The organism is Microcystis sp. 0824 (genome assembly GCF_003112475.1).
In the GTDB taxonomy this organism is placed as follows: domain Bacteria; phylum Cyanobacteriota; class Cyanobacteriia; order Cyanobacteriales; family Microcystaceae; genus Microcystis; species Microcystis aeruginosa_C.
On the sequence record NZ_BDSM01000013.1, the window covers coordinates 135,254 to 159,234 of the forward strand.

The 23,981-nt window shown below is 43.4% G+C and carries 23 protein-coding genes and 1 tRNA gene; 13 read left to right on the forward strand and 11 right to left on the reverse strand.

Going from position 1 to position 23,981, the window contains the following annotated elements; all coding sequences use genetic code 11:
- Nucleotides 1-95: 95 nt before the first annotated feature.
- The 3 genes from N0824_RS05485 to N0824_RS05495 all read right to left on the reverse strand — a co-directional run bounded on the left by N0824_RS05485 (nucleotide 96) and on the right by N0824_RS05495 (nucleotide 2,998).
- Nucleotides 96-833, reverse strand: a complete 738-nt coding sequence (locus N0824_RS05485; protein ID WP_108936005.1) for an ABC transporter ATP-binding protein — start codon at nucleotides 831-833, stop codon at nucleotides 96-98.
- A gap of 158 nt (nucleotides 834-991) precedes the next feature.
- On the reverse strand, nucleotides 992-1,216 hold the full coding sequence (locus N0824_RS05490) for a ferredoxin family protein (protein WP_016516721.1): 225 nt from the start codon (nucleotides 1,214-1,216) through the stop codon (nucleotides 992-994).
- Nucleotides 1,217-1,312: 96 nt separating this feature from the next.
- A complete protein-coding gene (locus N0824_RS05495) occupies nucleotides 1,313-2,998 on the reverse strand; it encodes a glycosyltransferase (protein ID WP_108936006.1) in 1,686 nt (561 codons plus the stop codon).
- Between the two features lie 197 nt (nucleotides 2,999-3,195).
- Between N0824_RS05495 and tyrS the strand changes: the two genes are divergently transcribed.
- Nucleotides 3,196-4,413, forward strand: coding sequence for a tyrosine--tRNA ligase (gene tyrS / locus N0824_RS05500; RefSeq protein ID WP_108936007.1), 1,218 nt, complete (start codon nucleotides 3,196-3,198; stop codon nucleotides 4,411-4,413).
- A 16-nt stretch (nucleotides 4,414-4,429) separates the two neighbouring features.
- Here tyrS and N0824_RS05505 read toward each other — a convergent pair whose 3' ends face one another.
- A complete protein-coding gene (locus tag N0824_RS05505; RefSeq protein ID WP_108936008.1) occupies nucleotides 4,430-4,666 on the reverse strand; it encodes a ferredoxin-thioredoxin reductase variable chain in 237 nt (78 codons plus the stop codon).
- 229 nt (nucleotides 4,667-4,895) lie between these two features.
- Between N0824_RS05505 and carB the strand changes: the two genes are divergently transcribed.
- Both carB and N0824_RS05515 read left to right on the forward strand, forming a co-directional pair.
- On the forward strand, nucleotides 4,896-8,141 hold the full coding sequence (gene carB, locus N0824_RS05510; protein ID WP_108936009.1) for a carbamoyl-phosphate synthase large subunit: 3,246 nt from the start codon (nucleotides 4,896-4,898) through the stop codon (nucleotides 8,139-8,141).
- Between the two features lie 162 nt (nucleotides 8,142-8,303).
- Complete coding sequence (locus tag N0824_RS05515; RefSeq protein ID WP_108936010.1) at nucleotides 8,304-9,704, forward strand: TldD/PmbA family protein; 1,401 nt, start codon at nucleotides 8,304-8,306, stop codon at nucleotides 9,702-9,704.
- 371 nt (nucleotides 9,705-10,075) lie between these two features.
- Here the strand turns inward: N0824_RS05515 and tatA are convergent, their stop codons facing one another.
- The 4 genes from tatA to N0824_RS05535 all read right to left on the reverse strand — a co-directional run bounded on the left by tatA (nucleotide 10,076) and on the right by N0824_RS05535 (nucleotide 13,638).
- Nucleotides 10,076-10,252 carry a twin-arginine translocase TatA/TatE family subunit gene (tatA, locus tag N0824_RS05520; protein WP_002769654.1) on the reverse strand — a complete coding sequence of 59 codons (177 nt, stop codon included), beginning with the start codon at nucleotides 10,250-10,252 and terminating at the stop codon, nucleotides 10,076-10,078.
- A 166-nt stretch (nucleotides 10,253-10,418) separates the two neighbouring features.
- Nucleotides 10,419-11,849, reverse strand: a complete 1,431-nt coding sequence (gene lpdA, locus N0824_RS05525) for a dihydrolipoyl dehydrogenase (RefSeq protein ID WP_108936011.1) — start codon at nucleotides 11,847-11,849, stop codon at nucleotides 10,419-10,421.
- Nucleotides 11,850-12,278: 429 nt separating this feature from the next.
- Nucleotides 12,279-12,890, reverse strand: a complete 612-nt coding sequence (locus tag N0824_RS05530; protein ID WP_108936012.1) for a DUF3782 domain-containing protein — start codon at nucleotides 12,888-12,890, stop codon at nucleotides 12,279-12,281.
- Between the two features lie 262 nt (nucleotides 12,891-13,152).
- Nucleotides 13,153-13,638: an orange carotenoid protein N-terminal domain-containing protein gene (locus N0824_RS05535; protein ID WP_108936013.1), complete on the reverse strand. Its 486-nt coding sequence runs from the start codon at nucleotides 13,636-13,638 to the stop codon at nucleotides 13,153-13,155.
- 133 nt (nucleotides 13,639-13,771) lie between these two features.
- On the opposite strand from N0824_RS05535, the gene queG reads away from it, so the two are divergent.
- Nucleotides 13,772-14,719, forward strand: a complete 948-nt coding sequence (gene queG, locus N0824_RS05540; protein ID WP_108936014.1) for a tRNA epoxyqueuosine(34) reductase QueG — start codon at nucleotides 13,772-13,774, stop codon at nucleotides 14,717-14,719.
- The gene (locus N0824_RS05545) at nucleotides 14,709-15,347 is read left to right on the forward strand and encodes an HAD-IA family hydrolase (protein ID WP_108936015.1); all 639 of its coding nucleotides are present in this window, start codon (nucleotides 14,709-14,711) and stop codon (nucleotides 15,345-15,347) included. Before queG ends, N0824_RS05545 begins: the two co-directional genes overlap by 11 nt.
- Before the next feature lie 74 nt (nucleotides 15,348-15,421).
- On the opposite strand, the gene N0824_RS05550 is transcribed toward N0824_RS05545, so the two are convergent.
- A tRNA-Leu gene (locus N0824_RS05550) sits at nucleotides 15,422-15,507 on the reverse strand.
- 171 nt (nucleotides 15,508-15,678) lie between these two features.
- Between N0824_RS05550 and ndhL the strand changes: the two genes are divergently transcribed.
- The 6 genes from ndhL (at nucleotide 15,679) to N0824_RS05580 (ending at nucleotide 19,528) form a co-directional block, all read left to right on the forward strand.
- Nucleotides 15,679-15,918, forward strand: coding sequence for an NAD(P)H-quinone oxidoreductase subunit L (gene ndhL / locus N0824_RS05555; RefSeq protein WP_108936016.1), 240 nt, complete (start codon nucleotides 15,679-15,681; stop codon nucleotides 15,916-15,918).
- Between the two features lie 19 nt (nucleotides 15,919-15,937).
- Nucleotides 15,938-16,243: a DUF3007 family protein gene (locus tag N0824_RS05560; RefSeq protein WP_002763321.1), complete on the forward strand. Its 306-nt coding sequence runs from the start codon at nucleotides 15,938-15,940 to the stop codon at nucleotides 16,241-16,243.
- 4 nt (nucleotides 16,244-16,247) lie between these two features.
- The gene (locus N0824_RS05565; RefSeq protein WP_108936017.1) at nucleotides 16,248-16,676 is read left to right on the forward strand and encodes an ATP-dependent zinc protease; all 429 of its coding nucleotides are present in this window, start codon (nucleotides 16,248-16,250) and stop codon (nucleotides 16,674-16,676) included.
- A 251-nt stretch (nucleotides 16,677-16,927) separates the two neighbouring features.
- Entirely contained in the window at nucleotides 16,928-17,851 is a 924-nt protein-coding gene (locus N0824_RS05570) for a restriction endonuclease (protein ID WP_108936018.1), read from the forward strand.
- Between the two features lie 75 nt (nucleotides 17,852-17,926).
- Nucleotides 17,927-18,508, forward strand: a complete 582-nt coding sequence (locus N0824_RS05575) for a phycobiliprotein lyase (protein WP_108936019.1) — start codon at nucleotides 17,927-17,929, stop codon at nucleotides 18,506-18,508.
- A 267-nt stretch (nucleotides 18,509-18,775) separates the two neighbouring features.
- Nucleotides 18,776-19,528, forward strand: coding sequence for a phycobilisome rod-core linker polypeptide (locus N0824_RS05580; RefSeq protein ID WP_002760473.1), 753 nt, complete (start codon nucleotides 18,776-18,778; stop codon nucleotides 19,526-19,528).
- Nucleotides 19,529-19,617: 89 nt separating this feature from the next.
- Here N0824_RS05580 and mnmA read toward each other — a convergent pair whose 3' ends face one another.
- Nucleotides 19,618-20,676: a tRNA 2-thiouridine(34) synthase MnmA gene (gene mnmA, locus N0824_RS05585; RefSeq protein ID WP_108936020.1), complete on the reverse strand. Its 1,059-nt coding sequence runs from the start codon at nucleotides 20,674-20,676 to the stop codon at nucleotides 19,618-19,620.
- 105 nt (nucleotides 20,677-20,781) lie between these two features.
- Here mnmA and N0824_RS05590 point away from each other — a divergent pair, with 105 nt between their 5' ends.
- Complete coding sequence (locus tag N0824_RS05590; protein WP_108936021.1) at nucleotides 20,782-21,414, forward strand: hypothetical protein; 633 nt, start codon at nucleotides 20,782-20,784, stop codon at nucleotides 21,412-21,414.
- 385 nt (nucleotides 21,415-21,799) lie between these two features.
- Here N0824_RS05590 and N0824_RS05595 read toward each other — a convergent pair whose 3' ends face one another.
- The gene (locus N0824_RS05595) at nucleotides 21,800-22,777 is read right to left on the reverse strand and encodes an alpha/beta fold hydrolase (RefSeq protein ID WP_108936022.1); all 978 of its coding nucleotides are present in this window, start codon (nucleotides 22,775-22,777) and stop codon (nucleotides 21,800-21,802) included.
- 347 nt (nucleotides 22,778-23,124) lie between these two features.
- Here N0824_RS05595 and N0824_RS05600 point away from each other — a divergent pair, with 347 nt between their 5' ends.
- Complete coding sequence (locus tag N0824_RS05600; protein ID WP_108936023.1) at nucleotides 23,125-23,979, forward strand: universal stress protein; 855 nt, start codon at nucleotides 23,125-23,127, stop codon at nucleotides 23,977-23,979.
- The last annotated feature ends 2 nt before the right edge of the window (nucleotides 23,980-23,981 follow it).

A 23,981-nucleotide genomic window follows, 5' to 3' on the forward strand; every position in this document is an offset into this window, starting at 1 on the left:
CATGACAGGTTCGGTAGAGCCATTTTTATTTATTCTTCCCACTTCATAATTCATAATTCATAATTCATAATTCCCTGCTCCTATACCTTTTAATATCAATCTCTTCCTTGGGTGCCATGGTGGGCTGCACCGAGGTATAATTCCCCTACTTTCGGGTTATTGAGTAAATCTTGACCCGATCCCTGAAAACGATCTTGACCATTTTCTAAAACATAACCTCGATCGGACATCATGAGGGCTTTTTTGGCATTCTGTTCCACTAAAATAATGGCAGTTCCCGTCTGATTAATCGCTTTTATCTGTTCAAAAACGCTGGTTACTAGGATAGGAGATAAAGCTGCCGAAGGTTCATCGAGAATTAATAAATCTGGTTGCAACATCAGCGCTCTTCCCATGGCTAACATCTGTCTTTCTCCTCCGGATAAAGTGCCAGCTTTCTGACGACGGCGCTCGTTCAAACGAGGAAACATGGCATAAATGCGCTCTTTTAGGGGTTTAATCGCTTTTTTACTGGTAAAAGCCCCCATTTCCAGATTTTCCTCGATGCTCAGGGATGGGAAAACATTAGCAATTTGCGGAACATAACCCATCCCGAGGGGAACGATTTGATTAGATTTCCAACCAGTGATATTTTTTCCCTTAAAAGTGATAGTTCCAGCACTAGGTTTTAATAAACCAAAAATCGTCTTAGCAAGGGTAGATTTTCCCGCACCATTGGGACCGATAACCGTGACTAATTCCCCCGGTGCAATGCGAAAGTTAACCCCTTGCAATATGTATAAATCCTGCACATAACCAGCATAAACCTGTTCAACTTCTAAAAGGTAATCCATGATAAGGTAAAAAGGAGATAGGAGAGAGTAATATGAATTGTCAATTATGAATTATGAATTATGAATTGGGGAGTGGGGAGTGGGGAGATGGGTAACATTTTCAGTGAACAGTAAACAGTGAACTGATAACTGATAACTGATAACTGATAACTGATAAATTAGGGAGTTTTTTGTAAATCGGGACGTTCTTCTGGTAGAATTGCACCTTCGACGGGACATACTTGAAGACAGATACCACAGTCGATACAAGTGGCAAAATCAATCCAATACCAATCGGTTCCTTTAACATTTTTACCCGGTCCTGGATGGATACAAGCAACAGGACAAGCGGAAACGCAATCAGCAACCCCTTCACAAATTCCAGTGACGATCGAATGTGGCACAGTGTTTTCTCCTCTAATTCTTAACATTACTTTACCACTTTTAGGCCCTGCCGTGCCAGGATTGGAATCATTGTTAGGAAACTTGCCCTTAATTTTCTAAAATCTTGGGAGTTTTTTCTTGATCTTAGCAAGAAGTAAAATAGAAGTTTTCGCTAGGGTTTTTACTATTCCCTTACGCGAGTACAAATAGTTAATTTTTTCTCGTAATTCCTGATTATTTTTCTGGAGATTATTATGATTATTTTCTAATTCTTTTAGGGATATTTCCATCTCTTGTATAGTATGATCATCTTGCTGTTGTTTCAGATACATGATCTGTTGTGCTTCCTGTAACTTTCTTAACTCTAACCAGACTTGATTCTGACTTGATTCCTTACTTTCCCTGAGCGCATAATGGAAAAAATTAGTGATTTCTTCAGCGATTTTTTGATTAACTTCAAAAAGCTCGATAATATTAATCTTTTCCCTAGAAATTCTTGGGTATGACTTTCTGAAATCTTGGGCGATATTAGAGGAAAAAGAAATGATTCTATAAGCGGACAAAATGGCATAGTGTTTTTCTAAATCCACTGGTAAATTGCCGTTTTTTTGTTGTAGTTCAGAAGCAAGCAAAAGTAAAGAAGGAGTGCTTAAGGGACTGGTATAAAAAGTGGAAATAAACAAATTAGCCTGTAGGCGATCACAAATAGCTTGGATTTTTATGGCATCCTTTCCCGTACAATTATAATCGTAGGATTCCGCAGTCCAATATTTAAATTCTTCCCATCGTGGTGCGGTGTTATTTCTATCTAAAATAACAATGTGTTGACTCAATTCTAATTGACTCCAATGCTCTAGAATTGAAGACCAAACCCTGGCTAATTTTCCTTGATCGATTTGAAAAATTACGCCATCAATAACAATAATTGGGTGTTTCTTCTGGGAGATAGATTGAATTATTTGTAATTTTTCTCGCTCATTCTTATTTAAAATTGTCCCTAAATCTTCCATCTTAACTGGATTGGGTTTAATTTCTAGCTCCTTAATTTCTGGGTGAGGAATTTCGTAGATTTTACACACTTGATAATGTTCTTGCAATGCTTGACCATTGCTGCCATGTTCTAAACCTCGGAGATTTAAATAATATAAACCTAAAATCTCAGGAATCAAAGCCATTTTTTCCCCTTGACTGCCGATTCTTAACCAAAATTCGTAATCACCAGCACAGCGAAAGTTTTCCTGAAAATAACCATATTTATCGTGCAGCATTTTTCGCCACATTGGTTGAGAACCCACACAACAACCTTGACGCATCTGTTGATAGGAGTAATTTGGCCAATTCCAATGTTTTAAAGCTTGGGTAGTGGCAAAAGTATCATTTTTGATTGTAGTAATTAATTGATCGGCATAAACTAAACTAATCTCTCTATTGTTATCTAGATAATTAGCCATAATTTCCAAAGCATTGAAACAGCGACGGTCATCAGTATTCCCATTGGTGAGATAAAGCCCCCTAGCTAGTTTAATAGCGCGATTCCAAGCGCAGTAGAGGGTTTCTCGTTCTTGAGTTCTCTGGTAAATAATATTAGGATAATTTTCTTGAAACTCTTGGATAATCTCCCCTTCATTCTCCGGAGAAGCACTATCGATAATAATAATTTCTACTTCTCCCTTTTCATAAAGAGTTTGAGTAACTAAATCCTCTAGACAACCCCGGATAAACTCTGCTGATTTATAGGTAGAAACAATTACAGAAACTTTGATCCTCTGCACGGGTATAGAGTTATTATAACTAGGATTCATTGGCTTATCTGATCGCAATTCAAGACAGGGAAATTTTTTGATAATTCTGGAAAAGAAGATTTTAAGACTCTATATTCGATCAGGAGAATTGTCAAGATGTTATCGACTCTTATTGGAGATACCAGTTTATTTACCTTTTGCTTGTTAATTGACATAATAAAAAACTATAATGGGAAAGCTGTGGAAAATGAGCAACAATGACCGTATCTTCCTCCCTAGACTGGCTAACCCGTGGAACCAGTGATTTATTCCCCCATCAACCCGACTCCCAAGATCCTAGGGAAAATTTAACCCAACTACTGCAAACCACCGATCGCCCTTTAAGAATTAAACTAGGTATTGACCCCACCGGCAGCGATATTCATCTAGGCCATAGTATCCCTTTTCGGAAACTGCGTGCTTTCCAGGATGCTGGTCATGTAGCAGTGGTGATTATTGGCGATTTTACCGCTAGAATTGGCGATCCGACGGGAAAATCGGAAGTTAGAAAACAATTGACGAGCGAAGAAGTGAGAGCTAATGCCGAGAATTATCTGGCACAATTACGCCCAATTTTAGATTTTAACACCCCTAATCGCCTAGAAATTCGCTATAACTCGGAATGGTTGGGAAAATTAGACCTCTCGCAAATTCTCGAACTTCTCTCCACCATGACCGTCGGGCAAATGTTGGCAAAAGAAGGCTTTTCCGAACGCTACGACCGAGAAAACCCGATTTTTCTCCATGAATTTCTCTATCCCTTAATGCAGGGTTATGATTCCGTAGCTGTTGAGGCCGATGTCGAATTGGGAGGAACCGATCAAAAATTTAATATTGCCGTCGGTCGCGATTTACAGAAATATTTCGGCAAAAAACCGCAATTCGGGTTACTTTTACCGATTTTAATCGGAACCGATGGCAGTCAAAAGATGTCCAAATCCCTGAATAATTATGTGGGATTGCGGGAATCGGCCCTGTCCATGTACTCGAAACTGGAAAAAACCCCCGACGCTTTGTTAAAAGATTATTACGAACTATTGACAAATTTGCCTTTAGATGCTATACCAAGCAATCCGCGGGAGGCACAAAAACAACTGGCGATCGAGGTAGTTGCCCAGTTTCACGGGAAAGAGGAGGCATTAAAGGCACAAAAAACGGCGCAGGACATAGTTTTACAGGGAAATACGGCAGCTGCGGCTTCTGTCCCCGAATTTTCCCTAGCTGCGGTCAATTTTCCCCTAAAATTATTCTATCTTCTTTCGTCCACCGGCTTATGTAAAAGTAGCGGCGAAGGGAGAAGACAGATTCAGGGGGGTGCAGTAAGAATAGATAGCGAGAAAATCACCGATGTGGACAAAAGTTTTGAGACAGCCGAAGCTTTAACAGGAAAAGTCCTACAGGTGGGCAAAAATAAATTTATTCGCTTTGTAGCTTAAATAAGCGAAAAAGTCCCTATTCGGCGGCTTTTTCCAGGATTTCTAACTCAAAATCTCGAAAATGGGCTTTAAACTTTTTACTGAACTGGACGAGGACGGGTAGGTTGGCGCTAACCGGCCTACCACGCCATTCGGTGACAATCCCTTTCACCTCTCCTTCTAATCCTTTCACGTCAAAAGGATCCGATTTGTGTTCAGGATGGTGATAAACTACCACGGACTCAATTACACGAACTCGATCGCCAACTTTCATAAACTCTCTAGCGAAGACAAACGCCTATTGTATCTTTAAAAACAACCTTATCATTGTACGGTATATCGGTGATCAGTAAACAGTGATCAGCTTCTGAAGGCAAGAGGCAACAGGCAAGAGGCAAAAGACACAAGCAAATAAGGTCATTAAACCTAAATAAAGCTTTAGGGAATAGAGGGGTGACAACATATACAATGATTGGGGTTTATAGTCAAGCAACCCTAAGCCTATGCCACGCCGTGATGACTTACAGAAAATCCTAATCTTGGGCGCTGGCCCGATTGTCATCGGACAAGCCTGTGAATTCGACTATTCGGGAACTCAAGCCTGTAAAGCCCTACGAGAAGAAGGTTATGAGGTAATTTTAGTCAATTCTAACCCCGCCTCGATCATGACCGATCCAGAAATGGCTGATCGCACCTACATTGAACCAATTCTGCCGGAAATTGTCGAGAAAATTATCGCCAAAGAACGTCCCGATGCCATTCTCCCGACCATGGGTGGTCAAACTGCCCTAAATACCGCCGTAGCTTTGGCCAAAAGCGGCGTTTTAGAAAAATATAACGTGGAACTGATCGGGGCAAAACTCCCCGCTATTGAAAAAGCCGAAGATAGGGAACTATTCAAACAAGCAATGGAGAAAATCGGTGTTCCCGTCTGTCCTTCGGGGATTGCCAACAATTTAGAAGAGGCAAAAGCGATCGCCCATCAGATCGGTTCCTATCCCCTCATTATCCGGCCGGCCTTCACTTTGGGGGGAACGGGGGGCGGTATTGCCTATAACCAAGAAGAATTTGAACCGATGGCCCAGTATGGTCTAGATTGTTCGCCCACATCGCAAATTCTCGTCGAAAAATCTCTAATTGGCTGGAAAGAATACGAATTAGAGGTAATGCGCGATCTAGCCGATAACGTGGTGATCATCTGTTCGATCGAAAACTTTGACGCTATGGGGGTCCATACCGGCGACTCGATTACGGTTGCGCCCGCCCAAACCCTAACCGATAAAGAATACCAACGCCTCCGGGACTATTCTAAGGCAATTATTCGGGAAATTGGCGTAGAAACCGGCGGATCGAACATCCAATTCTCGGTTAATCCCACTAACGGCGACGTAATCGTGATTGAGATGAATCCCCGGGTATCCCGTTCTTCGGCCCTGGCATCGAAAGCCACGGGATTTCCGATCGCTAAATTTGCCGCTAAACTAGCGGTAGGCTACACTTTAGACGAAATTCCCAACGATATCACCAAAAAAACCCCGGCTTCCTTTGAACCGACTATCGATTACGTCGTCACCAAAATTCCTCGCTTTGCCTTCGAGAAATTCCCCGGCTCCCAACCGATTCTAACCACCCAGATGAAATCCGTCGGGGAAGCCATGGCTATCGGTCGAACTTTCCAAGAATCCTTTCAAAAAGCACTTCGCTCCCTAGAAACGGGACGTTTTGGCTTTGGTTGCGATAAAGTCGAAACTCTCCCCCCCCTCTCGGAAGTCCGGGCCAGTTTGCGGACACCTAACCCCGAACGGGTTTATAGTATCTATCATGCTTTTAAATTGGGCATGAATGGCGAGGAAATCCACGAACTAACCGGGATTGATCCCTGGTTCCTCGATAAATTGGCCGATTTGATGGAAACCGAGAAGTTTCTCAAACGAACTCCCCTGAAAAGTCTCCGCCAAGAGGACTTATTTGCTATTAAACAACAGGGTTTTAGCGATCGCCAAATCGCCTTCGCCACCAACACCAGCGAGGACGAAGTGAGAAGTTATCGCAAGGGTTTAGGTATTATTCCCGTTTATAAAATGGTGGACACCTGCGCGGCAGAATTTGAAGCCCTAACACCCTATTATTATTCCACCTACGAACAGGTGGAATCGGAAGTTTTACCCTCCGATAAACGCAAAGTGATGATCCTCGGTGGTGGACCCAATCGCATCGGCCAGGGGATAGAATTTGACTACTGTTGTTGTCATGCCGCTTTTTCCCTCAGTAACGCCGGTTTTGAGACGATTATGGTCAACTCTAACCCGGAAACTGTCTCCACCGATTACGATACCAGTGATCGCCTTTACTTTGAACCCCTGACTAAAGAAGATGTCTTAAATATCATCGAAGCGGAACAACCAGAGGGTTTAATTATTCAATTCGGTGGGCAAACTCCCTTAAAACTGGCGGTTCCCCTGCAAAAATATTTAGAATCGCCTAATTGTCCCGTAAATACCAAAATTTGGGGAACTTCACCCGATTCGATCGATGCCGCCGAAGATCGGGAACGGTTTGAAAAAATCCTCCGACAATTAGATATACGGCAACCCCCCAACGGTATTGCCCGCAGTTTTCAAGAATCCCAAGCGGTGGCTAAACGCATCGGTTATCCTGTGGTAGTACGTCCGTCCTACGTTTTAGGCGGTCGGGCGATGGAAATAGTCTATTCCGATAGCGAATTGGAACGCTATATGAAGTATGCGGTACAGATAGAACCGGATCACCCGATTTTAATCGATAAATTCCTCGAAAATGCCATCGAAGTGGATGTGGATGCTCTGTCAGATGCGACGGAAACAGTCGTTATCGGGGGATTAATGGAACATATCGAACAAGCGGGCGTACATTCGGGCGATTCTGCCTGTTCTATCCCCCATACGTCCCTGAGCGCCTCGGTTTTAACCACAATTCGACAATGGACGGTGGAACTAGCGAAAGCTTTAAAAGTAATCGGTTTGATGAATATCCAGTATGCGGTACAGGGGGAGACAGTTTATATCTTAGAAGCGAATCCCCGCGCTAGTCGTACCGTTCCCTACGTTTCCAAAGCAACGGGAGTTCCTCTGGCAAAAGTTGCCTCCCTCGTCATGTCAGGCAAAACCCTGACGGAATTGGGTATCATCAGCGAAGCAATTCCCCGTCATATTGCCGTAAAAGAAGCGGTTTTACCCTTCCAGAAGTTCCCCGGTGCTGATACTCTCCTAGGTCCCGAAATGCGTTCTACAGGGGAAGTAATGGGGATTGACAGCGATTTTGGCAAAGCTTTCGCTAAAGCGGAAATGGCCGCCGGCGTGATTTTAGCCACCAGTGGGACGGTTTTTGTCTCGATGAACGATCGCGATAAAACCCCCATGGTTCCCGTGGTTAAGGATCTGCAATCCCTCGGTTTTCGCGTCGTCGCCACTTCGGGAACTCGTGAAGTTTTGTTAGAAAACGGTTGCGAAAATATCGATTTAGTGCTAAAGATTCACGAAGGCCGCCCCCACGTTATCGATTGGATCAAAAATGATTGGATTCAGTTTATTGTCAATACTCCCAGTGGTGAAGAATCCCAAAACGATGGCCGACAAATTCGCCGTACTGCCCTCGATTATAAGTTACCAATTATCACCACTATCGCTGGGGCAAAAGCGACGGTAGCGGCCTTAAAATCCCTGCAATCCCAACCTTTAGAGGTGAAAGCTTTACAGGATTATCTCGCCTAATTTCAGTTATCAGTTATCAGTTATCAGTTAGAAAGGGGATATAGGGATTTAGGGAAATTTCAGCCAAATGCCCCACTACCCCATCACACCCCACACCCCACACCCCACACCCCACTTCCCAATTCATAATTCATAATTCATAATTCATAATTCATAATTCCTATGACCGATACTCTAAACGATTATAAAAACCTAATTAGCGAACTGATTAACCGTTATAAAAACCGCGTCGATTTCCTGACAATTCGTCTGGAAGAAGCGCGGGGGACTAATATTCTGCTGCGTTCCGAACGAGTGGAAACCCTCAGCGAAGGTATTGCTATCGGTGGTCAGGTACGCGCTTGTTATAAAGGAGGTTGGGGATTTGCCAGCTTTAATCAATTATCCAGTTTACAGGAACGATTAGAAGATGCGATCGCTGCTGCCCGTTTAATTGGGGAAGAAGAAACCCTGATTGCTCCGGTAGAACCTGTAATTATCTCCTGTGAATTGCCTTTAACAGGAACAGATCCCCGTTTAGTACCATTAGCCGATAAAAAAGCCCTCTGCGATCGCTATAATAACTTACTGCGTCAACACCATGCCAGTATTGCCACCACTTCCGTCCGTTACAGCGATAGCAGTCAACATATTCTTTTAGGCACTTCTGACGGGACTTTAATCGAACAAAAATGGTCAGACTTAGAAATGCGTTTTTCGGCCACCGCTAGGGATGGGGACAGCGTACAAACGGGCCGGGAAACCACGGGATCCCGAAAAGCTTTCGAGGATCTGATCAATTTAGAAGAACAGGTGCAAGGGTCGGCTAAACGGGCCCTACAAGCCCTAGTTTTGCCCCCTGTCAAGGGCGATACCTACACCGTCGTCATCGATCCCATTTTAACCGGTCTGTTCGTCCATGAGGCTTTTGGCCACCTTTCCGAGGCAGATATGTTATACGAAAATCCTGACCTTTTGGAAGTGATGAGTATGGGCAAACGTTTTGGACCAGATAACCTGCAAATCTTTGACGGGGCCTATCCAGAAGGTCATCGGGGCAGTTATTTTTATGACGATGAGGGAACCCCCGCAACCACGACTCAGTTAATTAAAGATGGGGTTTTGGTGGGAAGACTGCATTCGCGGGAAACGGCGGGCAAATTAGGCGAAAAACCGACCGGTAACGCCCGTTGTCTCAATTATCATTATCCGCCCATTGTCCGCATGACCAACACTTGGATTGAACGGGGAACCACTCCCGTTCCAGAGTTATTTTCGGGGATAAAAACGGGAGTTTATGCCCAAAATTGGCAGGGAGGCATGACTAACGGCGAAATGTTCACTTTTAGCGCTGGGGAAGCTTGGATGATTCGCGATGGAGAAATTGCTGAACCGGTTAAAGATGTGACTCTCTCCGGTAATGTCTTTAAAACCCTAGCCAATATTGAGGCAATTGGGGATGATTTCTACTGGGACGAGTCGGGAGGCTGCGGAAAAGGGGGTCAAAGTGGTTTACCCGTCGGCTGCGGTGGCCCCAGTCTCCGTATCCGCGATGTGGTGGTGGGGGGAGAAGCCGATATTTAGTGAACAGTAAACAGTAATCAGTGCAAAGAAAGTGGGAAACTACTATTTAGGGTCTGCTGAAAAAGTTTTTCCTGGGGGTAGGAGTCAGGAGTCAGGAGTCAGTAGCCGGTCGTTTCAGGCTTTGTTGCCCTTGTTTTTTGTACCAAGCGATGTACTACAAGAAGGATAATGCAAGGTTTTTGAAAGTCCCAATCCTATTTTCGCAGCAGGAACATCGGACTTTAACAGGTCAAAAGCTTTATTTTAAAAGGATTTTACCATTATTCAGCAAGCCCTATTTAATAGTAATAACTGATAACTGATAACTGATAACTGATAACTAATAACTAATAACTGATAACTGATATAGTGGAGTTTCATACGGGCGAAATCTATCTCATTTTCTCGTCACTGTCTTCGCTTTCTTGCTCATCTTGATTGATTTCTTCCTTAAATCCCCGTAAAGTTTTCCCCAAAGCTGCCCCAAATTCGGGTATTTTTTTCGGTCCAAATATCAGCAGAACAACCACAGCAATAATTACTATTTCTGGCCAACCTAATCCAAACATAATCTTGAAAGTAAAAAGTAAAAAAAGAGAAAGAAGTCAGAATTCAGGAGTCGGAAACTTGGAGAATTGCCAGATTCTGTCTTTTGCACGAGTGCCTGTTGCCTCTTGCCTTCAGAAGCTGATAACTGATAACTGATAACTGATAACTGATAACTGATAACTGACTCTATGCTGCCACTTCAGCGCGTTTATAAGCTTCGTCGAGGACTTCTGAGAGAGTCGGATGGGTGTGGATGCGGAAAGCGAGTTCATGGACGGATTTACGTTCAGCGATCGCATTGGCCGCTTCTTGAATTAAATCCGATGCGTGGATACCGATAATATGAACACCGAGTAATTCCCCCGTATCCTGACGATAAACGACTTTAGCGATGCCTTCCGTTTCTCCTTCCGCTAAAGCTTTAGAATTTCCCTTAAAATAGGTCTTGACAGCAGCCACCTTATACCCTTCTTGCTGTGCCAAAGCTTCTGCTTGCGGTTCCGTTAAACCCACATAACTAATTTCGGGGTGGGTAAAAGCAGCGGCGGGAATACTGCGATAATCGATGGTTTTTGGGCGATTACAGATATTTTCAATGGCTATTACCCCTTGACCCGAAGCAGCGTGAGCTAACATCATTTTACCCGTAGCATCGCCCACAGCCCAGAGATGGGGAATCGGTTCACCGTCCTGAATTACCTGCATTTTGTCATTAACGGCAATAAAACCGCGTTTATCCAGTTCTACCCCGACAAATTCCAGTCCGAGATTCTTTGTCGCTGGGACTCTTCCTGTAGCAACTAAACAAGCATCTACTTCTAAAATTTCGATCGCTTCTTTGCTTTTTGCGTCCACCAGTTCAATGGCCACAGGATTCCCCGGTTTAATACTTTTTGCCAAAACTCCCACATAAGTCTCGATGTCTCTAGGTTTAATCAGAACTCTTTCCGCGATTTTCGAGATTTCTGGGTCAAATCCAGGCATGAGACTATCTAAAGCTTCGATCATCGTCACTTCACAACCCAAAGCGGTGTATATATCCGAAAATTCCAGACCGATATAACCACTGCCGATAATTGCAATCCACTTGGGTAAAGTTTCTAATCTAACGGCCTCATCGCTGGTAAAAACCGTTTTATGATCGATCTCGATCCCCGGTGGGACAAAGGGAACCGACCCCGGACAGAGCATAATATCCTTAGCGGTGTAGATTTTTTCGCCACTATCCCCGATGACGCTAACTTTTTGCGGGCCGGCGATTTTTCCCCAACCGTGGATAGTATCAACCTTGAGACGTTTAAGACTATTAGTGAGATCGCCTCTAATTTTACTGACAAGGTTGTTAGCATGATCGGCAATTGTCGGACGGTCAAAATTAACGCCACCGATGGCAATACCTAGACTTTTCAGATGGTCACTATCGGCTAATTCCCGCACTCGTCCCGAGGCTGCCAGTAAAGCTTTAGAGGGAATACAACCGCGATTGACACAGGTTCCTCCCATATCTTTGGCTTCGATAATAGCCGTTTTTAGCCCACATTTGACTGCGTGTAGGGCTGCCCCGTGGCCACCAACTCCAGCACCGATAATAATTAAATCGTAGTCGAATTCACTCATAGTCTCTCTGACTCTCAAAGTTAGCATTATCCCATTTTACGATCCACTGCGATCAAGCGGTGCTATCCCGGTCAAAAACTGGAGCCAGTTTTTAGCCATAAGTCTCTTGTGCATTGAAACTGGCTATTGACAATTTTAGGACAAGTCGTTACTAGACCTCTGGTAAAAATCAAAAATTGTTGTTAGGGTTAGCAGTCAGTCGTCAGTAGTCAGTAGTCAGGAGAATTTAAAATGCTCTATTCACAGATTTTATGCCATTTAATCTTTATTTTTGCCGTTTTTGAATCCTCAAAAATTAATTAGGCAAGGCGTTACTGAATCAAGATATGAATACTAATTCTGCATCCTATCCATAGGTTAGTCTAGTCTTAGGTTGGAAAAATTAGACCTGCTGCCAATACTTTGCCAGATGAAAGACTCATCTTTCTCCTACCATAATTTAGGCTCGAAACCAGAATCATTAATGATTTCTACCGTTTCTCCCGATGGTTTAATCACAAATAAACCTTGTTTATAGGCATAACGATCTACTCCTTCATCTATTTCTATTCCCGCCACTGCACCATAAGCTTGATAGTTTTTATAATGGGGAAATGCTTGTTTAAATCGACTTAATTTTTCTAAAAACTCGTTGACATCATCTTTCGATAAACGAGACTTACATTCTACTAAAACTACCTCGGTTTCATCGACGGCTAAAATGTCAATCTCCATGGCTATTCCTTGCCGTTTTACCCTGGCACGACTATAGGTTTCTTTAACATCGATACCTTTGGCACGAAATAGGCTAATAACAGCAGGTTCGACTAATTCCTCGACAAATCTTCCCCAGCGAGTGGTTAAACTATCCACCGCACGACTGGTATTAGCCACTGTTTTCTCTAGATCGGCCAAACGGCGATCGGCTTCGGCGGATCGGCGATCGGCTTCGGCCTTGGCTTCGGCAGCCCGGCGATCGTATTCTTGGCGTGATTGTTCAAACTTTTCGTTAGTTTTCTCAAAAAGTTTATAGATATCTTCGATGGTAATCGGTTGAGACATGGTTATTTGTTTTAATCTTTCTTATTTTACTATAATTGTACTAGCAAAGTACAAGTCATTTTGGGGACAAGATAAAGTATGAAGGTATTGGGCATCGACTGGCTACTGTTCCGCAGTTCCGGTGTTCCCTAAAATCGGAGACTTCCCATCTCACCATGAAGATAAATGCTCTCGATAAAAAACAACCCCTAACCTCTCGGCTAGGAGTTATGGATCAAGGTAGTTGTTTTGTCAAAATTAAAGATAGAGATGATTTGAAAAACTAGGCCAGAGGATCCACACCCATGTCCACTACAGCATTGCGTAAAACGGTGATTTGTTGGCTAAAGTCCAGTTTTTGCAGAGCGGTGAGGACGATATTTGCCTCGCGAGTCATTTTGTAGTTAGCGGGGACGGGAACCACGGTTCCTTCCTTCATCATTTCCGCTAATTGATACCAGAAAGCTAGTTTGGTGTTAACACTGAGAACACCGTAGGAGCGGGTAATCGGATTGCTGACTTTTTTAACCAAATCGCGCATGGTTTCTAATTGTTCAGTGTGGGACATGGCTTTAATTTGGTTCAGTAGTCCCTCGGCAAATTGTAAACGAGCGGCTCCCGGTGCGGCGGGGGTAATAGAGCGACCCATTTCCGTATAGGCGAACCAGAGAACGGCTAGTTTATCATCGGTGTTCAAACTTTTATATTGAGCGGTGGTGCTAGGAACATCGATCGCTAAAGTGTTGAATGCAGATGCAGTGTAAACCATAATAAGCCTCAGAGGTGATTGTTTATTTAATTTAGAGACTTGCTTACTGCCTTATCTCTTTACCTGCCCATTATGTAACAAAAAATTTAGGATTGCAAATAATTGTTACAAATACTTGACTTAAGATATTTCTATGCTGACAGAAACACAAATCAAAGAAAAAGCGCTAGAGTTGGGCTTCCATGGGGTCGGTATTGCCTCTGTGGACAGCCAAGACTCGGCGGTATCCCATCTAAAAAGCTGGTTAGAGCGGGGTTATCACGCTGATATGGATTGGATGACTAACCCGAAACGACAGGATATCAAAACTCTTTGGCCAGAAGTGCGATCGCTAATTTGTCTCGCCCTTAACTACTACACCCCCCAGCAACACAGTCAAGAGCAAAACCATGGCAAAATTTCCCGTTATGCTTGGGGACGGGATTATCACAAAGTATTAAGTAAAAAATTAAAAGCCCTCAGTCAATGGTTAGAAAGTCAGGGAGAGCAAATTCAAACCCGTTACTATGTGGATACTGGACCGGTACAGGATAAAGTTTGGGCGCAAAGAGCAGGGATCGGCTGGATTGCCAAGAATGGTAACTTAATTACCCGCAATTACGGCAGTTGGGTGTTTTTGGGCGAAATATTAACTAATTTACCTTTAGAACCCGATCGACCCCATAGCGCCCATTGTGGCACCTGTAGCCGTTGTTTAAGCGCCTGTCCCACCCAAGCAATAGTTAGTCCCCATGTGGTGGATGCTAATCGCTGTATTGCCTACCATACCATTGAAAATCGTTCTGTAACTTTGCCTACAGAAATTGCCAAGAATTTACAGGGTTGGGTAGCTGGCTGCGATATCTGTCAAGATGTCTGTCCTTGGAATCAACGTTTTGCCCAAGTTACCGACGTGGAGGATTTTCAACCTCGTCCGGAAAACCTTTCGCCAAGGTTGGATGAATTAGCTAATCTAACTATAGAGGAGTGGGATCGTCGTTTCATCTCGTCAGCCCTACGTCGAATCAAACCCCAGCAGTGGCGACGTAATGCCCAAGCTAATTTAGCTCATTCTCCTAACCCCCTACAAGATGACAATTAAAGTGGTCGTGTTCGATTTTGATGGTACTATCGCCGATACCCACGATACTTTCGTGGAGATTGTCAATCGTTTGGCTAAAAATTTTGGTTATCAACCCGTCAACGAGGAAGATTTGGCCAGACTAAAAAACCTTAGTTCCCAAGAAATTATTAAACAATCCCAAGTTTCCCCCGTTAAAATCCCTTTTTTACTCTATCGAGTTAAACGGGAATTAAATAAACAAATTGAATGTCTGAAACCCTTCCATGGCTGGCATCAATGCCTCGCCACTCTTAAAGAAAGAGGCTATAGATTAGGAATAATAACTTCTAATACCAAAGAAAACGTCACCATATTTTTAGATAATAATCAACTCTTAAATTTATTTGATTTTATCTGTTCGGGAACGCCTTTATTCAGCAAACACAAAATTATTGATCGCCTGATCCGACAAAATAAATTCTGTCCCGATGAAATGATTTATGTCGGCGATGAAACCAGAGATATTACTGCTGCCAAAAAAAGTCAAGTGCAAGTGGTGGCCGTCGCTTGGGGCTTTAATTCCCCTCAGATTCTCACCCAATTTAACCCCGATCATCTCATTCACCATCCCCTAGAATTATTGGATATTTTAGATAGGGCTGGCTGAAAAAGTTTTTACTGGGAGCATGGACATTTGTACTATAATATCCAACACTCAGTTTAAATATAGACTTCGATCGATGGGGGCAGAGAGACTCGAACTCTCACGAGCTTATAAGGCTCAACGGATTTTAAGTCCGTAGCGTCTACCATTCCGCCACGCCCCCGTTATTTAACCAACAGTCTTTTATCATATCATAAATAATTTAATTGGCAAGAGTATTTTTAGCAATTATTTTAGCCCGCCAATTCGATCGCCGCAAAGGGGGAAAGACAGGGTAAAATAATCAGCAGGTGAATTGCCGTTCACCGACAGCCATTGAGAAAAATCAATCCTTATGCAATCAATTCTGACGCAAGAAACCATTATCATCGCCCTGATCTACCTATCTCTCAGTGTCTTGTATTTGCTCGTCATTCCCGCCTTTATCTACTACTACCTCAATACACGCTGGTATGTGGCTTCTTCTTGGGAAAGAGGGTTTATGTACTTTCTGATGAGCTTTTTCTTCCCCGGGATGCTGTTGTTAAGTCCTTTCCTTAACTTCCGTCCCCAACGTCGTACCCTAAAAGCTTAAGTTATCACCAAAAAAACCCATGAGACGCATAGATGTCATCGGGATCGGTATAGGGATGTTTGCTATGGGCGGCATCCTCTACATTATCCTGCAAAAAACTGGTTTAGATAGCGCTTCGGCGGGAATTTGGAGTCAAGCGGTGTTGGTAGGTGGTGTCATCGGTTGGATTTTTACCTATCTGTTTCGAGTCGCCACCGATAATATGACCTACGGCAAACAGCGCAAAGATTACGAAGATGCCGTCTTTAAAAAACGTCTGGAAGCGATGACTCCCGAAGAAATCGCCCAAATGCAGCGGGAGATTGAAGAAGAAAAAACTAAATAGACGGATGAAACCCGATAAAATCATCATCGGTTGGCGAGAATGGCTCGATTTACCCGATTTAGGCATTACCAAAATTAAAGCCAAGATTGATACAGGCGCTCGCTCCTCGGCCCTACACGCTTTTCATCTGCATCCTTTTGCAGATGGCGATCGCAATTGGCTGCGCTTTCAAGTTCATCCCTACCAAAAAGATAGTCACCACACTGTCACCACCACCGCAGAAATCCTCGAATGGCGACAGGTAAAAAATTCCGGTGGTCAAAGTCAACTACGTCCCGTTATCAGAACAAGTGTATTACTTGGCGGTCGTCAATGGCCGATCGAATTAACCTTGACTAATCGCGATGTCATGGGTTTTCGGATGTTGTTAGGACGAGAAGCACTGAAAAAAGGCTTTCTTGTCCATCCGAATAGGTCTTTTTTACTGAGTTAAGTTATATTTAGTTATCAGTTATCAATTATCAGTTATCAGATGTGAGTTTTCAGTTCACTGTTTACTGTTTACTGATCACTGAAAAGGCTTTTCTGGGAAGTGGGTAATTAGGGAAGTAGGGAGTGGGTTTTTAAAGTTCGATTGGGATTTAATCGCACTATTAAAAACAGATTTGTTATTATTATCTATCTAAATTCTTGGAGATTGTTGCTGTATAATTGTGATGACTGCCCCCGCTTTTCATCTGAACTATGACCATTCCCGATTTTCAATCGATTATGTTGCCCCTATTAAAAATACTTGCAGATGGCAAAGTTTATAAATATCGAGAAATTATTGAAGCCTTGGTCAGAGAGTTTCAAGTCACGGAAGCGGAAAGAAAAGAAATGCTTCCCAGTGGACAACAAGAAATTTTTGCTAATCGAGTCGGTTGGGCAAAAACCTATTTAAAGAAAGCGGGATTAATTGACTCACCCCAAAGAGCAACTTTTGTAATTTCTGAGAAAGGAAAAGAAATATTATCTCAAAATCCTGCTCGAATTGATGCCAAATTTCTGAGACAGTTTCCTGAATTTCAAGAATTCAATCGAGTCAATAAGCAAAATGAAACTATTACTCTTGAAAGCAATTTATCAACTTCTGATCAAGAACAAAATCCAGAGGAATTACTAGAAAACTCCTATCAAGAAATTCGTCAAGCATTAGCAACAGACTTACTTTTTATTCCGCGAAAATTATCCCCAGATGCTTTTGAAAAATTAGTAGTAGAATTACTGGTAAAAATGGGTTATGGTGGCTCGATTAGAGATGCTGGTAAAGCGGTAGGTAAGAGCGGGGATCAAGGGATTGATGGGATAATAAAAGAAGATAGACTCGGTTTAGATATAATCTATATTCAAGCCAAAAGATGGGCTGATAATAATGCCGTTGGTCGTCCAGAAATCCAGAAATTTGTCGGGGCATTAGCGGGACAAGGAGCCAAAAAAGGTATTTTTATCACTACTTCCTATTTTACCAAAGAGGCTTTAGAATATGCCCCCAGAAATGAGATAAAAATAGTGCTGATTGATGGGGAAGAATTAGGTCAATTGATGATTGATTATAACTTAGGTGTATCGACCCAAAAAATCTATGAAATCAAGAGAATTGATCATGATTATTTTGGGGATGAATGAGAGAGAGAGGGGGACAAGGGTTACAGAAAACGACGATGGCGTTAAAATAGATGGAAAAAATAGAGGATAAAAACTATGGACGGGATGACCTTTTTTCAGAAAAGTGCGGGACAGTGGAAATCTCAGCGCACCACCCATCATTTACCCTTTCGACGCTCAGAAACCGGCGATTCCGAGATTTATGTGGAAGCTTTAAGCGCCGATAACCCGAAAATTATCGCTATCTGTGAAATGCACGAAGTCGATCCCGCCAAGGCGGTGGGGGGTGCCTTTGTCAGTTGGGATGGTTCGATGCAGTGGGACAAAGAAGACGAAAATCATCAAGGAACCACCGTTTTTGCGCTAATTCCCGACGAAGATAATCCCCAAGCTGGTGTTCTCCTGCGGGAGCGCGGTTATGCGGAAATCGTTCCCGTGGCGGGCCGTTATCACATTGATGAACAGGAAGGTTTAGTCTTAATTACAGAATACGAAACTATGACCTCGATCGAGCGTTTTTGGTTTGCCGATACCGATTTACGTCTCCGCACTAGCACAGTTCAACGTTTTGGCGGTTTTAATACGGCCACTTTTTGTGCTGAATCCCGCAATCAGTCATCGGAGTCAGTCTCTAGTGATTCCCCCGAACCTTCATCCTATTCGATTAGTGGCTGGTAAATCTAGGAGACAGGAGACAGGAGACAGGAGACAGGAGATGGGGAAATGGGGAAATGGGGAAATTCAACTAATACCCCAACACCCCCCGCAACGCGCACGCAGTGACCACCCCAACACCCAAAATCCCAACCCCCAACACCCCGGATGGTAAGCAAGTTTTCTTAACAATTGTAAGAATTTTTAATATTTCTTTTCTAGTTGGCACCTACTCCCTTATCATTAGGAGGAAAGTTTTTTAAGCATTTCTAAGGATACGGAGGTTTACCCTTGGCCATTCCTCTTTTAAATTACGCCCCCAAGTCCCAAAACGTGCGGGTAGCTGGTTATGATGTCGGTGGAGACGAAAAACCGAGAGTTTACACGACGGAAAATGTCCTCTCCCCTGGCGACCTGGACGATTTAATCGAAGCCGCTTACCGTCAGATTTTCTTCCATGCCTTCAAATGGGATCGGGAACCCTTCCTCGAATCCCAATTACGCAATGGACAATTATCGGTGCGGGATTTCATTCGTGGTTTACTGTTATCGAAAACCTTCTATAACAGCTTCTACGAGAAAAACAGCAACTATCGCTTTGTCGAACAGGTAGTACAAAGAGTTCTCGGTCGCGATGTCTATAGCGAAAGAGAAAAAATTGCTTGGTCGATTGTCGTTGCCACCAAAGGGATTCAAGGTTTTGTCGATCAACTTCTCAACAGTGACGAGTATCTGCAAAGCTTTGGTTATGATACCGTTCCCTACCAACGTCGTCGCACCCTAGCCAGCCGCGAAATTGGTGAACGTCCATTCAACATCACCTCGCCTCGCTACGATGGCTACTATCGTGGTATTTTGGGCTTCCCTCAAATCGTTTGGCAGAATGCTGTACGTCGCTATGTTCCCCAAGAGCAAAAACCCAAAGCCGGCGATCCTTCCAGCTTCTTGGCTATGGCCCGGGGTCTCGGTAGCGCCAAAGGCAATCCTGTACCAAGAGTCTCCGCTATGAATATTAACATCGAGGCTTCTGTACCCCGTCGTTAATTTTTAGCTCAACCTGCCGGGGAGAGTCCCTAATTGGCAGAATGACCCCCGAACCATAATCAGGTTATTCTGTGAATTGGTGGCTCTCCCTATGGGGTGGCTCCTGAGATAATCCCCCCACCGAGAACGATTTCCCCTTCATAAATCACGGCTGCCTGGCCCGGGGTGATACTAAATTGTGGTTCATCAAAAACCAGTTTCACTTGATTATTTTCTAGGGGAATAACATTGACGGGAACGGCCGGAGAACGATAACGTACCTGTACTTGCGCGCGGATAGGGGTGGTGGGTTCGGCAATAGAAACCCAGTTCATCCGTCCGACAAGACAATCGGCACTAACGGCACTTTCGCGATTACCGACGATAACCCGATTCATGACGGGATCGAGTTTTACCACATAGAGGGGTTCGGCGGCGGCGATGCCGATGCCTTTGCGTTGTCCGATCGTATAATGATGGATACCGCTATGTTTACCCAAAACTTTGCCATCGAGATCGACGATATCGCCCTCACTAACGGCGATATACTTATCCAAGAATGATCGCATAGTTCCGTGAGCTTCAATCAAGCATAAATCCTGACTATCGGGTTTATCTGCTGTTTTTAAACCGAATTCCTGGGCAATCCTGCGGGTTTCTGCCTTGGTTTGTTCGCCCAAGGGAAATAAAGTTCGACGCAGTACATCTTGAGTTAGATCATAGAGAAAATAGGATTGATCTTTATTTTTATCGACGGCGCGCAGCAGTTGATAACGGTTATTTTCCGGAGAAAAACGAATTCTAGCGTAGTGACCAGTGGCAATAGTGTCCGTTTGCAAGGTTTCCCTAGCATAATGCAGCATCGGGCTAAATTTTACCGATTTATTGCACTGAGAACAGGGCAGCGGTGTGATTCCCGCTTCGTAACCGGAAACTAGATAATCAATAATTTCTTTTTGGAAAAGCTCGCGACTATCGACGATATGATGGGGAACCCCCAACTGTTCACAAATAAAGGCCGCATCTACCATTCCCTCGGAGCAGCATTGACCTTTACCCTTCATTAACCACAGGGTCAAGCCAATAACATCATAACCTTGAGCGTGTAAGGCGGCAGCGGCAACAGAGCTATCTACTCCCCCCGATAGACCGACAACAACTTTTCCCATAAACCTTGTAATGATTTTTAACCAATATACTTTCTAGACTAGCATTTCCTCCTTTAAAATTTGGACATGGTGTACCCAAATTTCCTGTGAGGACAAACCAGCACAATGAGAACAAACCTACTGTTTTTCTCGGCTTTATTTTGGTTAAAAGTCGGGATAATCGCTCAAGCAACCGTGCTGCTAAAAGCAAACTTATCTTTTGCCCAGAATCTTTATCCCGGTCGTCGTTTGCCCCCACCACCGGCGGTTAGACAACCAACTAAACGTTCAGACAGTCCCAGTGCTGTTAATTGTTCCCAATGTTCACCCTTAAATTTGCCCCCAGTTAATTCTCCTTCAGTTCGTCCTCTGGTGGCGGACCCAGTTTCTGGTAATCAACCCCTGAGAGAATACGTTTTTCAAGCTCCCGCTACCGTGCGTCCTGCCGATGCTACGGTTATTAATAATCATCGTCAAACTGTCAATCCACCAGCACCCAGACCTCAAAATCGCGCCAATAAACCCCCCGCACCACAGCAGCGGGTTATTGCCGCTAATCAACTCTTTCGCGTGGAAGTTAGGAGTAATAGTGCGGAAGCGTTGGCAAAAATTAAAGAAATTGAACCCCTCGCATTTATCCGTACGGGAGAAAATGTTATTCAAGTGGGGTTATTTCAGCAACAATACCAAGCTAAACAACGGGTACAAGAGTTAACTAAACAGGGTTTTAGCGCCCAGATTATTACCCTCAATAATTAGGGTTTGCGGCAAAAAGTCTGTTGGTGGGGTGTAGGGTGTGGGGTGTAGGGTTTTATTCTCCCCCGTTCACTCCAATGGCTGACACTTTTTGATAGCAAAAAAGTCTAAAAGTTTTATCCAACAAGGTTTTCACATTTATTCAGCAAACCCTAATTAGGTAATAATTCTCTAGGATTTCAGCTAATCTCGATCGAATCTCTTGCCTTTTGCCTATCCTAACCAAGAAGTTAATTTTGCCCTATTAAGTAGTCGGACATAAATTCTGTTGTCTATCTTAAGAAATGTAAATTGATGCAATTCTTACTGACTACTGACTCCTGACTCCTGACTCCTGACTCCTGACTCCTTACCCCACAGTTAACTTTACTTTTGTCCAACTACTTACTTAGCACACAGAGTTAATTTTGTCAAGCAAAATTCTGACCGCATTGATGATCACATCCGGTTGATTCATCCAGACAAAATGACCACTTTTATCTGCTTGTATTTGCAGAAAATCTCCGGATAACTTGCCTAATTCCAGGTGCATCTCCTCCCGGAGTTGGTTGGCACTTTTGAGGGGAATAAAGCGAGTCCAAAGGGAAGGTTTAAAAAAAGAATTAGCTTTAATACTAACTATCGGTAAATTACCGAAATTGTTAGCCTTACTCACCTGACAAGCGCTTTGGTCGAGATTAAGCATTTCTCTACTCATCGTCATCCAGTGTTTAGCGCGACAGAAAGAACGCTTAACTCGATCACAAGAATCTGGGGAAAAGCGACGTAGTTCTGGTTTTAATAATTCAAAAACTCCTAGAACTCTCAAAACTCGGATAATGCCTAAAATTGAGCCGATAATCGACATCCAAAATCCCGAGATAAAAAATAATTTTAATGCCTTTAATGCCGGCGACATTTTCAGCATTCCCTGCTCGTGTAAACCATCGGTGAGTACCAAACCTACTACTTTTTCTGGGAACAGATGAGCATAAAGTCGAACATTATAACTGCCAAAAGAATCACCAATTAAAATATAAGGCGGTTCTATTTGTGCTTGGGTTAGTAATTTATCTAATTCCTGAACAATTTGGTAGCTAGTCCGGGGATAAGGACTAGAATCGCTCCAACCATAACCCGCTCGATCATAAATACAAACCCTAGCTAATTGTGATAATTCTTCTATCAAAAAATATCCCTCAATTCCCCCTAAACTATGGTCAATAATAATAGTGGGACTAGCTACTCCTGCTAGACAAAAATGCAGGCGATATTTACCCAAATTAATCAAATTACCCGGCGGTGCTTTTTGTTCTTCTAACCAAACAGATAACGTCTGATAAACTGTTGTCGCTACTAGGAGAATTACTCGAATTGATAAAGACATAACTAGACCTCTTGTAAAAATAAAAAATTCTCGTGGTTGCTGGAGAATTAAGCATGAATAATCATCAATTAAATGGTCGATTTAGCTGTGATTAAAAGAGAGTCCCAGCATTCCAGCCAAAATATAGTATAAATGAATGCCTGACACCGTGATTTTAGGCCAAGTATTGCCAGTCAATTAAGCATAAATACTTAAAACAGCCTCAAATGCGAGCTGCTACGCAGTGCCTTCGGCATCGCATTTACCGAAGAAAAAGCGCTTAATAAGTTGTTAAATTTCGAGAACAACATTAGCAGTATGCTGAAAATTGGCGAAAACCATTAAGATCATAGACCGAGTTTAATCTTATGCTAGAGAAAATACTATACGCTGATTCCGGCGCAGGTCAAACCCAAGAAATGCTACAAGCATTGATGGATCTCCCCGCTATCCGGAAAGCGTCGATTACCATTCTCCGGGTTGTTCCCCCTCAGATTACCACCGAAGCTCTGGCCAGTAAATGGGAAGAGGGAACCCAAATGCTGACTAAAATCCTGCAAGAAGTCAAAATTGAACCCAGCAAAGTTTCCACTATTCTGCGTCAAGGAGATCCCAAAGATACCGTCTGTCAAGTTGCCGACGAAATCGGTGCTGATTTGATCCTGATGGGTTCCCGAGGACTGAAGCGACTGGAGGCAATTCTAGAAAATTCCGTCAGTCAATACGTCTTTCAACTGACTAATCACCCGATGTTATTAGTAAAAGACGATATTTACGTCAAAAAAATCAAAAAGGTGATGGTAGCTCTCGATAAGTCTAGTTCGGCTGATTTAGCTCTCGATTTGGCTATTTATCTCCTGCGGGATTATCCTTCAGCGGAGTTAATTCTGGCCCGCGTCAACCCCGACTTAAAGCCAGAATTTGCCCCCACTTCCCCCAAAGAAATGGAAGAAAACCCAATTTTAGGGCCAGCAGTGGCAAAAGCGAAACGGATGAATATACCCTATCGCTGCGTGGTGACGGGGGGTAAACCGGGAGAACAACTCTGCAAACTCGTCGATGATTATGGTGTCGATCTCTTACTGTTGGGGTCGCCCGATCGCCGTCCTTCCGTGGCTAAGAGTTTACCGGATCTCGATCGCCTTCTCGGTACTTCCCTCTCGGATTATGTGCGGGTTAATGTCAATTGTCCCGTCCTTTTAGCTAGAAAAGAAGGGATTTAGCC

Coding starts and splice junctions, on each gene's coding strand:
- queG (WP_108936014.1), top strand. CDS start 13,772: ATGCTGACAGAAACACAAATCAAAGAAAAAGCGCTAGAGTTGGGCTTC.
- N0824_RS05575 (WP_108936019.1), top strand. CDS start 17,927: ATGGACGGGATGACCTTTTTTCAGAAAAGTGCGGGACAGTGGAAATCT.
- N0824_RS05535 (WP_108936013.1), bottom strand. CDS start 13,638: ATGGTTTACACTGCATCTGCATTCAACACTTTAGCGATCGATGTTCCT.
- N0824_RS05590 (WP_108936021.1), top strand. CDS start 20,782: ATGAGAACAAACCTACTGTTTTTCTCGGCTTTATTTTGGTTAAAAGTC.
- N0824_RS05545 (WP_108936015.1), top strand. CDS start 14,709: ATGACAATTAAAGTGGTCGTGTTCGATTTTGATGGTACTATCGCCGAT.
- N0824_RS05495 (WP_108936006.1), bottom strand. CDS start 2,998: ATGAATCCTAGTTATAATAACTCTATACCCGTGCAGAGGATCAAAGTT.
- N0824_RS05515 (WP_108936010.1), top strand. CDS start 8,304: ATGACCGATACTCTAAACGATTATAAAAACCTAATTAGCGAACTGATT.
- tyrS (WP_108936007.1), top strand. CDS start 3,196: ATGACCGTATCTTCCTCCCTAGACTGGCTAACCCGTGGAACCAGTGAT.
- N0824_RS05485 (WP_108936005.1), bottom strand. CDS start 833: ATGGATTACCTTTTAGAAGTTGAACAGGTTTATGCTGGTTATGTGCAG.
- N0824_RS05505 (WP_108936008.1), bottom strand. CDS start 4,666: ATGAAAGTTGGCGATCGAGTTCGTGTAATTGAGTCCGTGGTAGTTTAT.
- N0824_RS05560 (WP_002763321.1), top strand. CDS start 15,938: ATGAGACGCATAGATGTCATCGGGATCGGTATAGGGATGTTTGCTATG.
- tatA (WP_002769654.1), bottom strand. CDS start 10,252: ATGTTTGGATTAGGTTGGCCAGAAATAGTAATTATTGCTGTGGTTGTT.
- lpdA (WP_108936011.1), bottom strand. CDS start 11,849: ATGAGTGAATTCGACTACGATTTAATTATTATCGGTGCTGGAGTTGGT.
- N0824_RS05595 (WP_108936022.1), bottom strand. CDS start 22,777: ATGTCTTTATCAATTCGAGTAATTCTCCTAGTAGCGACAACAGTTTAT.
- mnmA (WP_108936020.1), bottom strand. CDS start 20,676: ATGGGAAAAGTTGTTGTCGGTCTATCGGGGGGAGTAGATAGCTCTGTT.
- carB (WP_108936009.1), top strand. CDS start 4,896: ATGCCACGCCGTGATGACTTACAGAAAATCCTAATCTTGGGCGCTGGC.
- ndhL (WP_108936016.1), top strand. CDS start 15,679: ATGCAATCAATTCTGACGCAAGAAACCATTATCATCGCCCTGATCTAC.
- N0824_RS05570 (WP_108936018.1), top strand. CDS start 16,928: ATGACCATTCCCGATTTTCAATCGATTATGTTGCCCCTATTAAAAATA.
- N0824_RS05530 (WP_108936012.1), bottom strand. CDS start 12,890: ATGTCTCAACCGATTACCATCGAAGATATCTATAAACTTTTTGAGAAA.
- N0824_RS05600 (WP_108936023.1), top strand. CDS start 23,125: ATGCTAGAGAAAATACTATACGCTGATTCCGGCGCAGGTCAAACCCAA.
- N0824_RS05565 (WP_108936017.1), top strand. CDS start 16,248: ATGAAACCCGATAAAATCATCATCGGTTGGCGAGAATGGCTCGATTTA.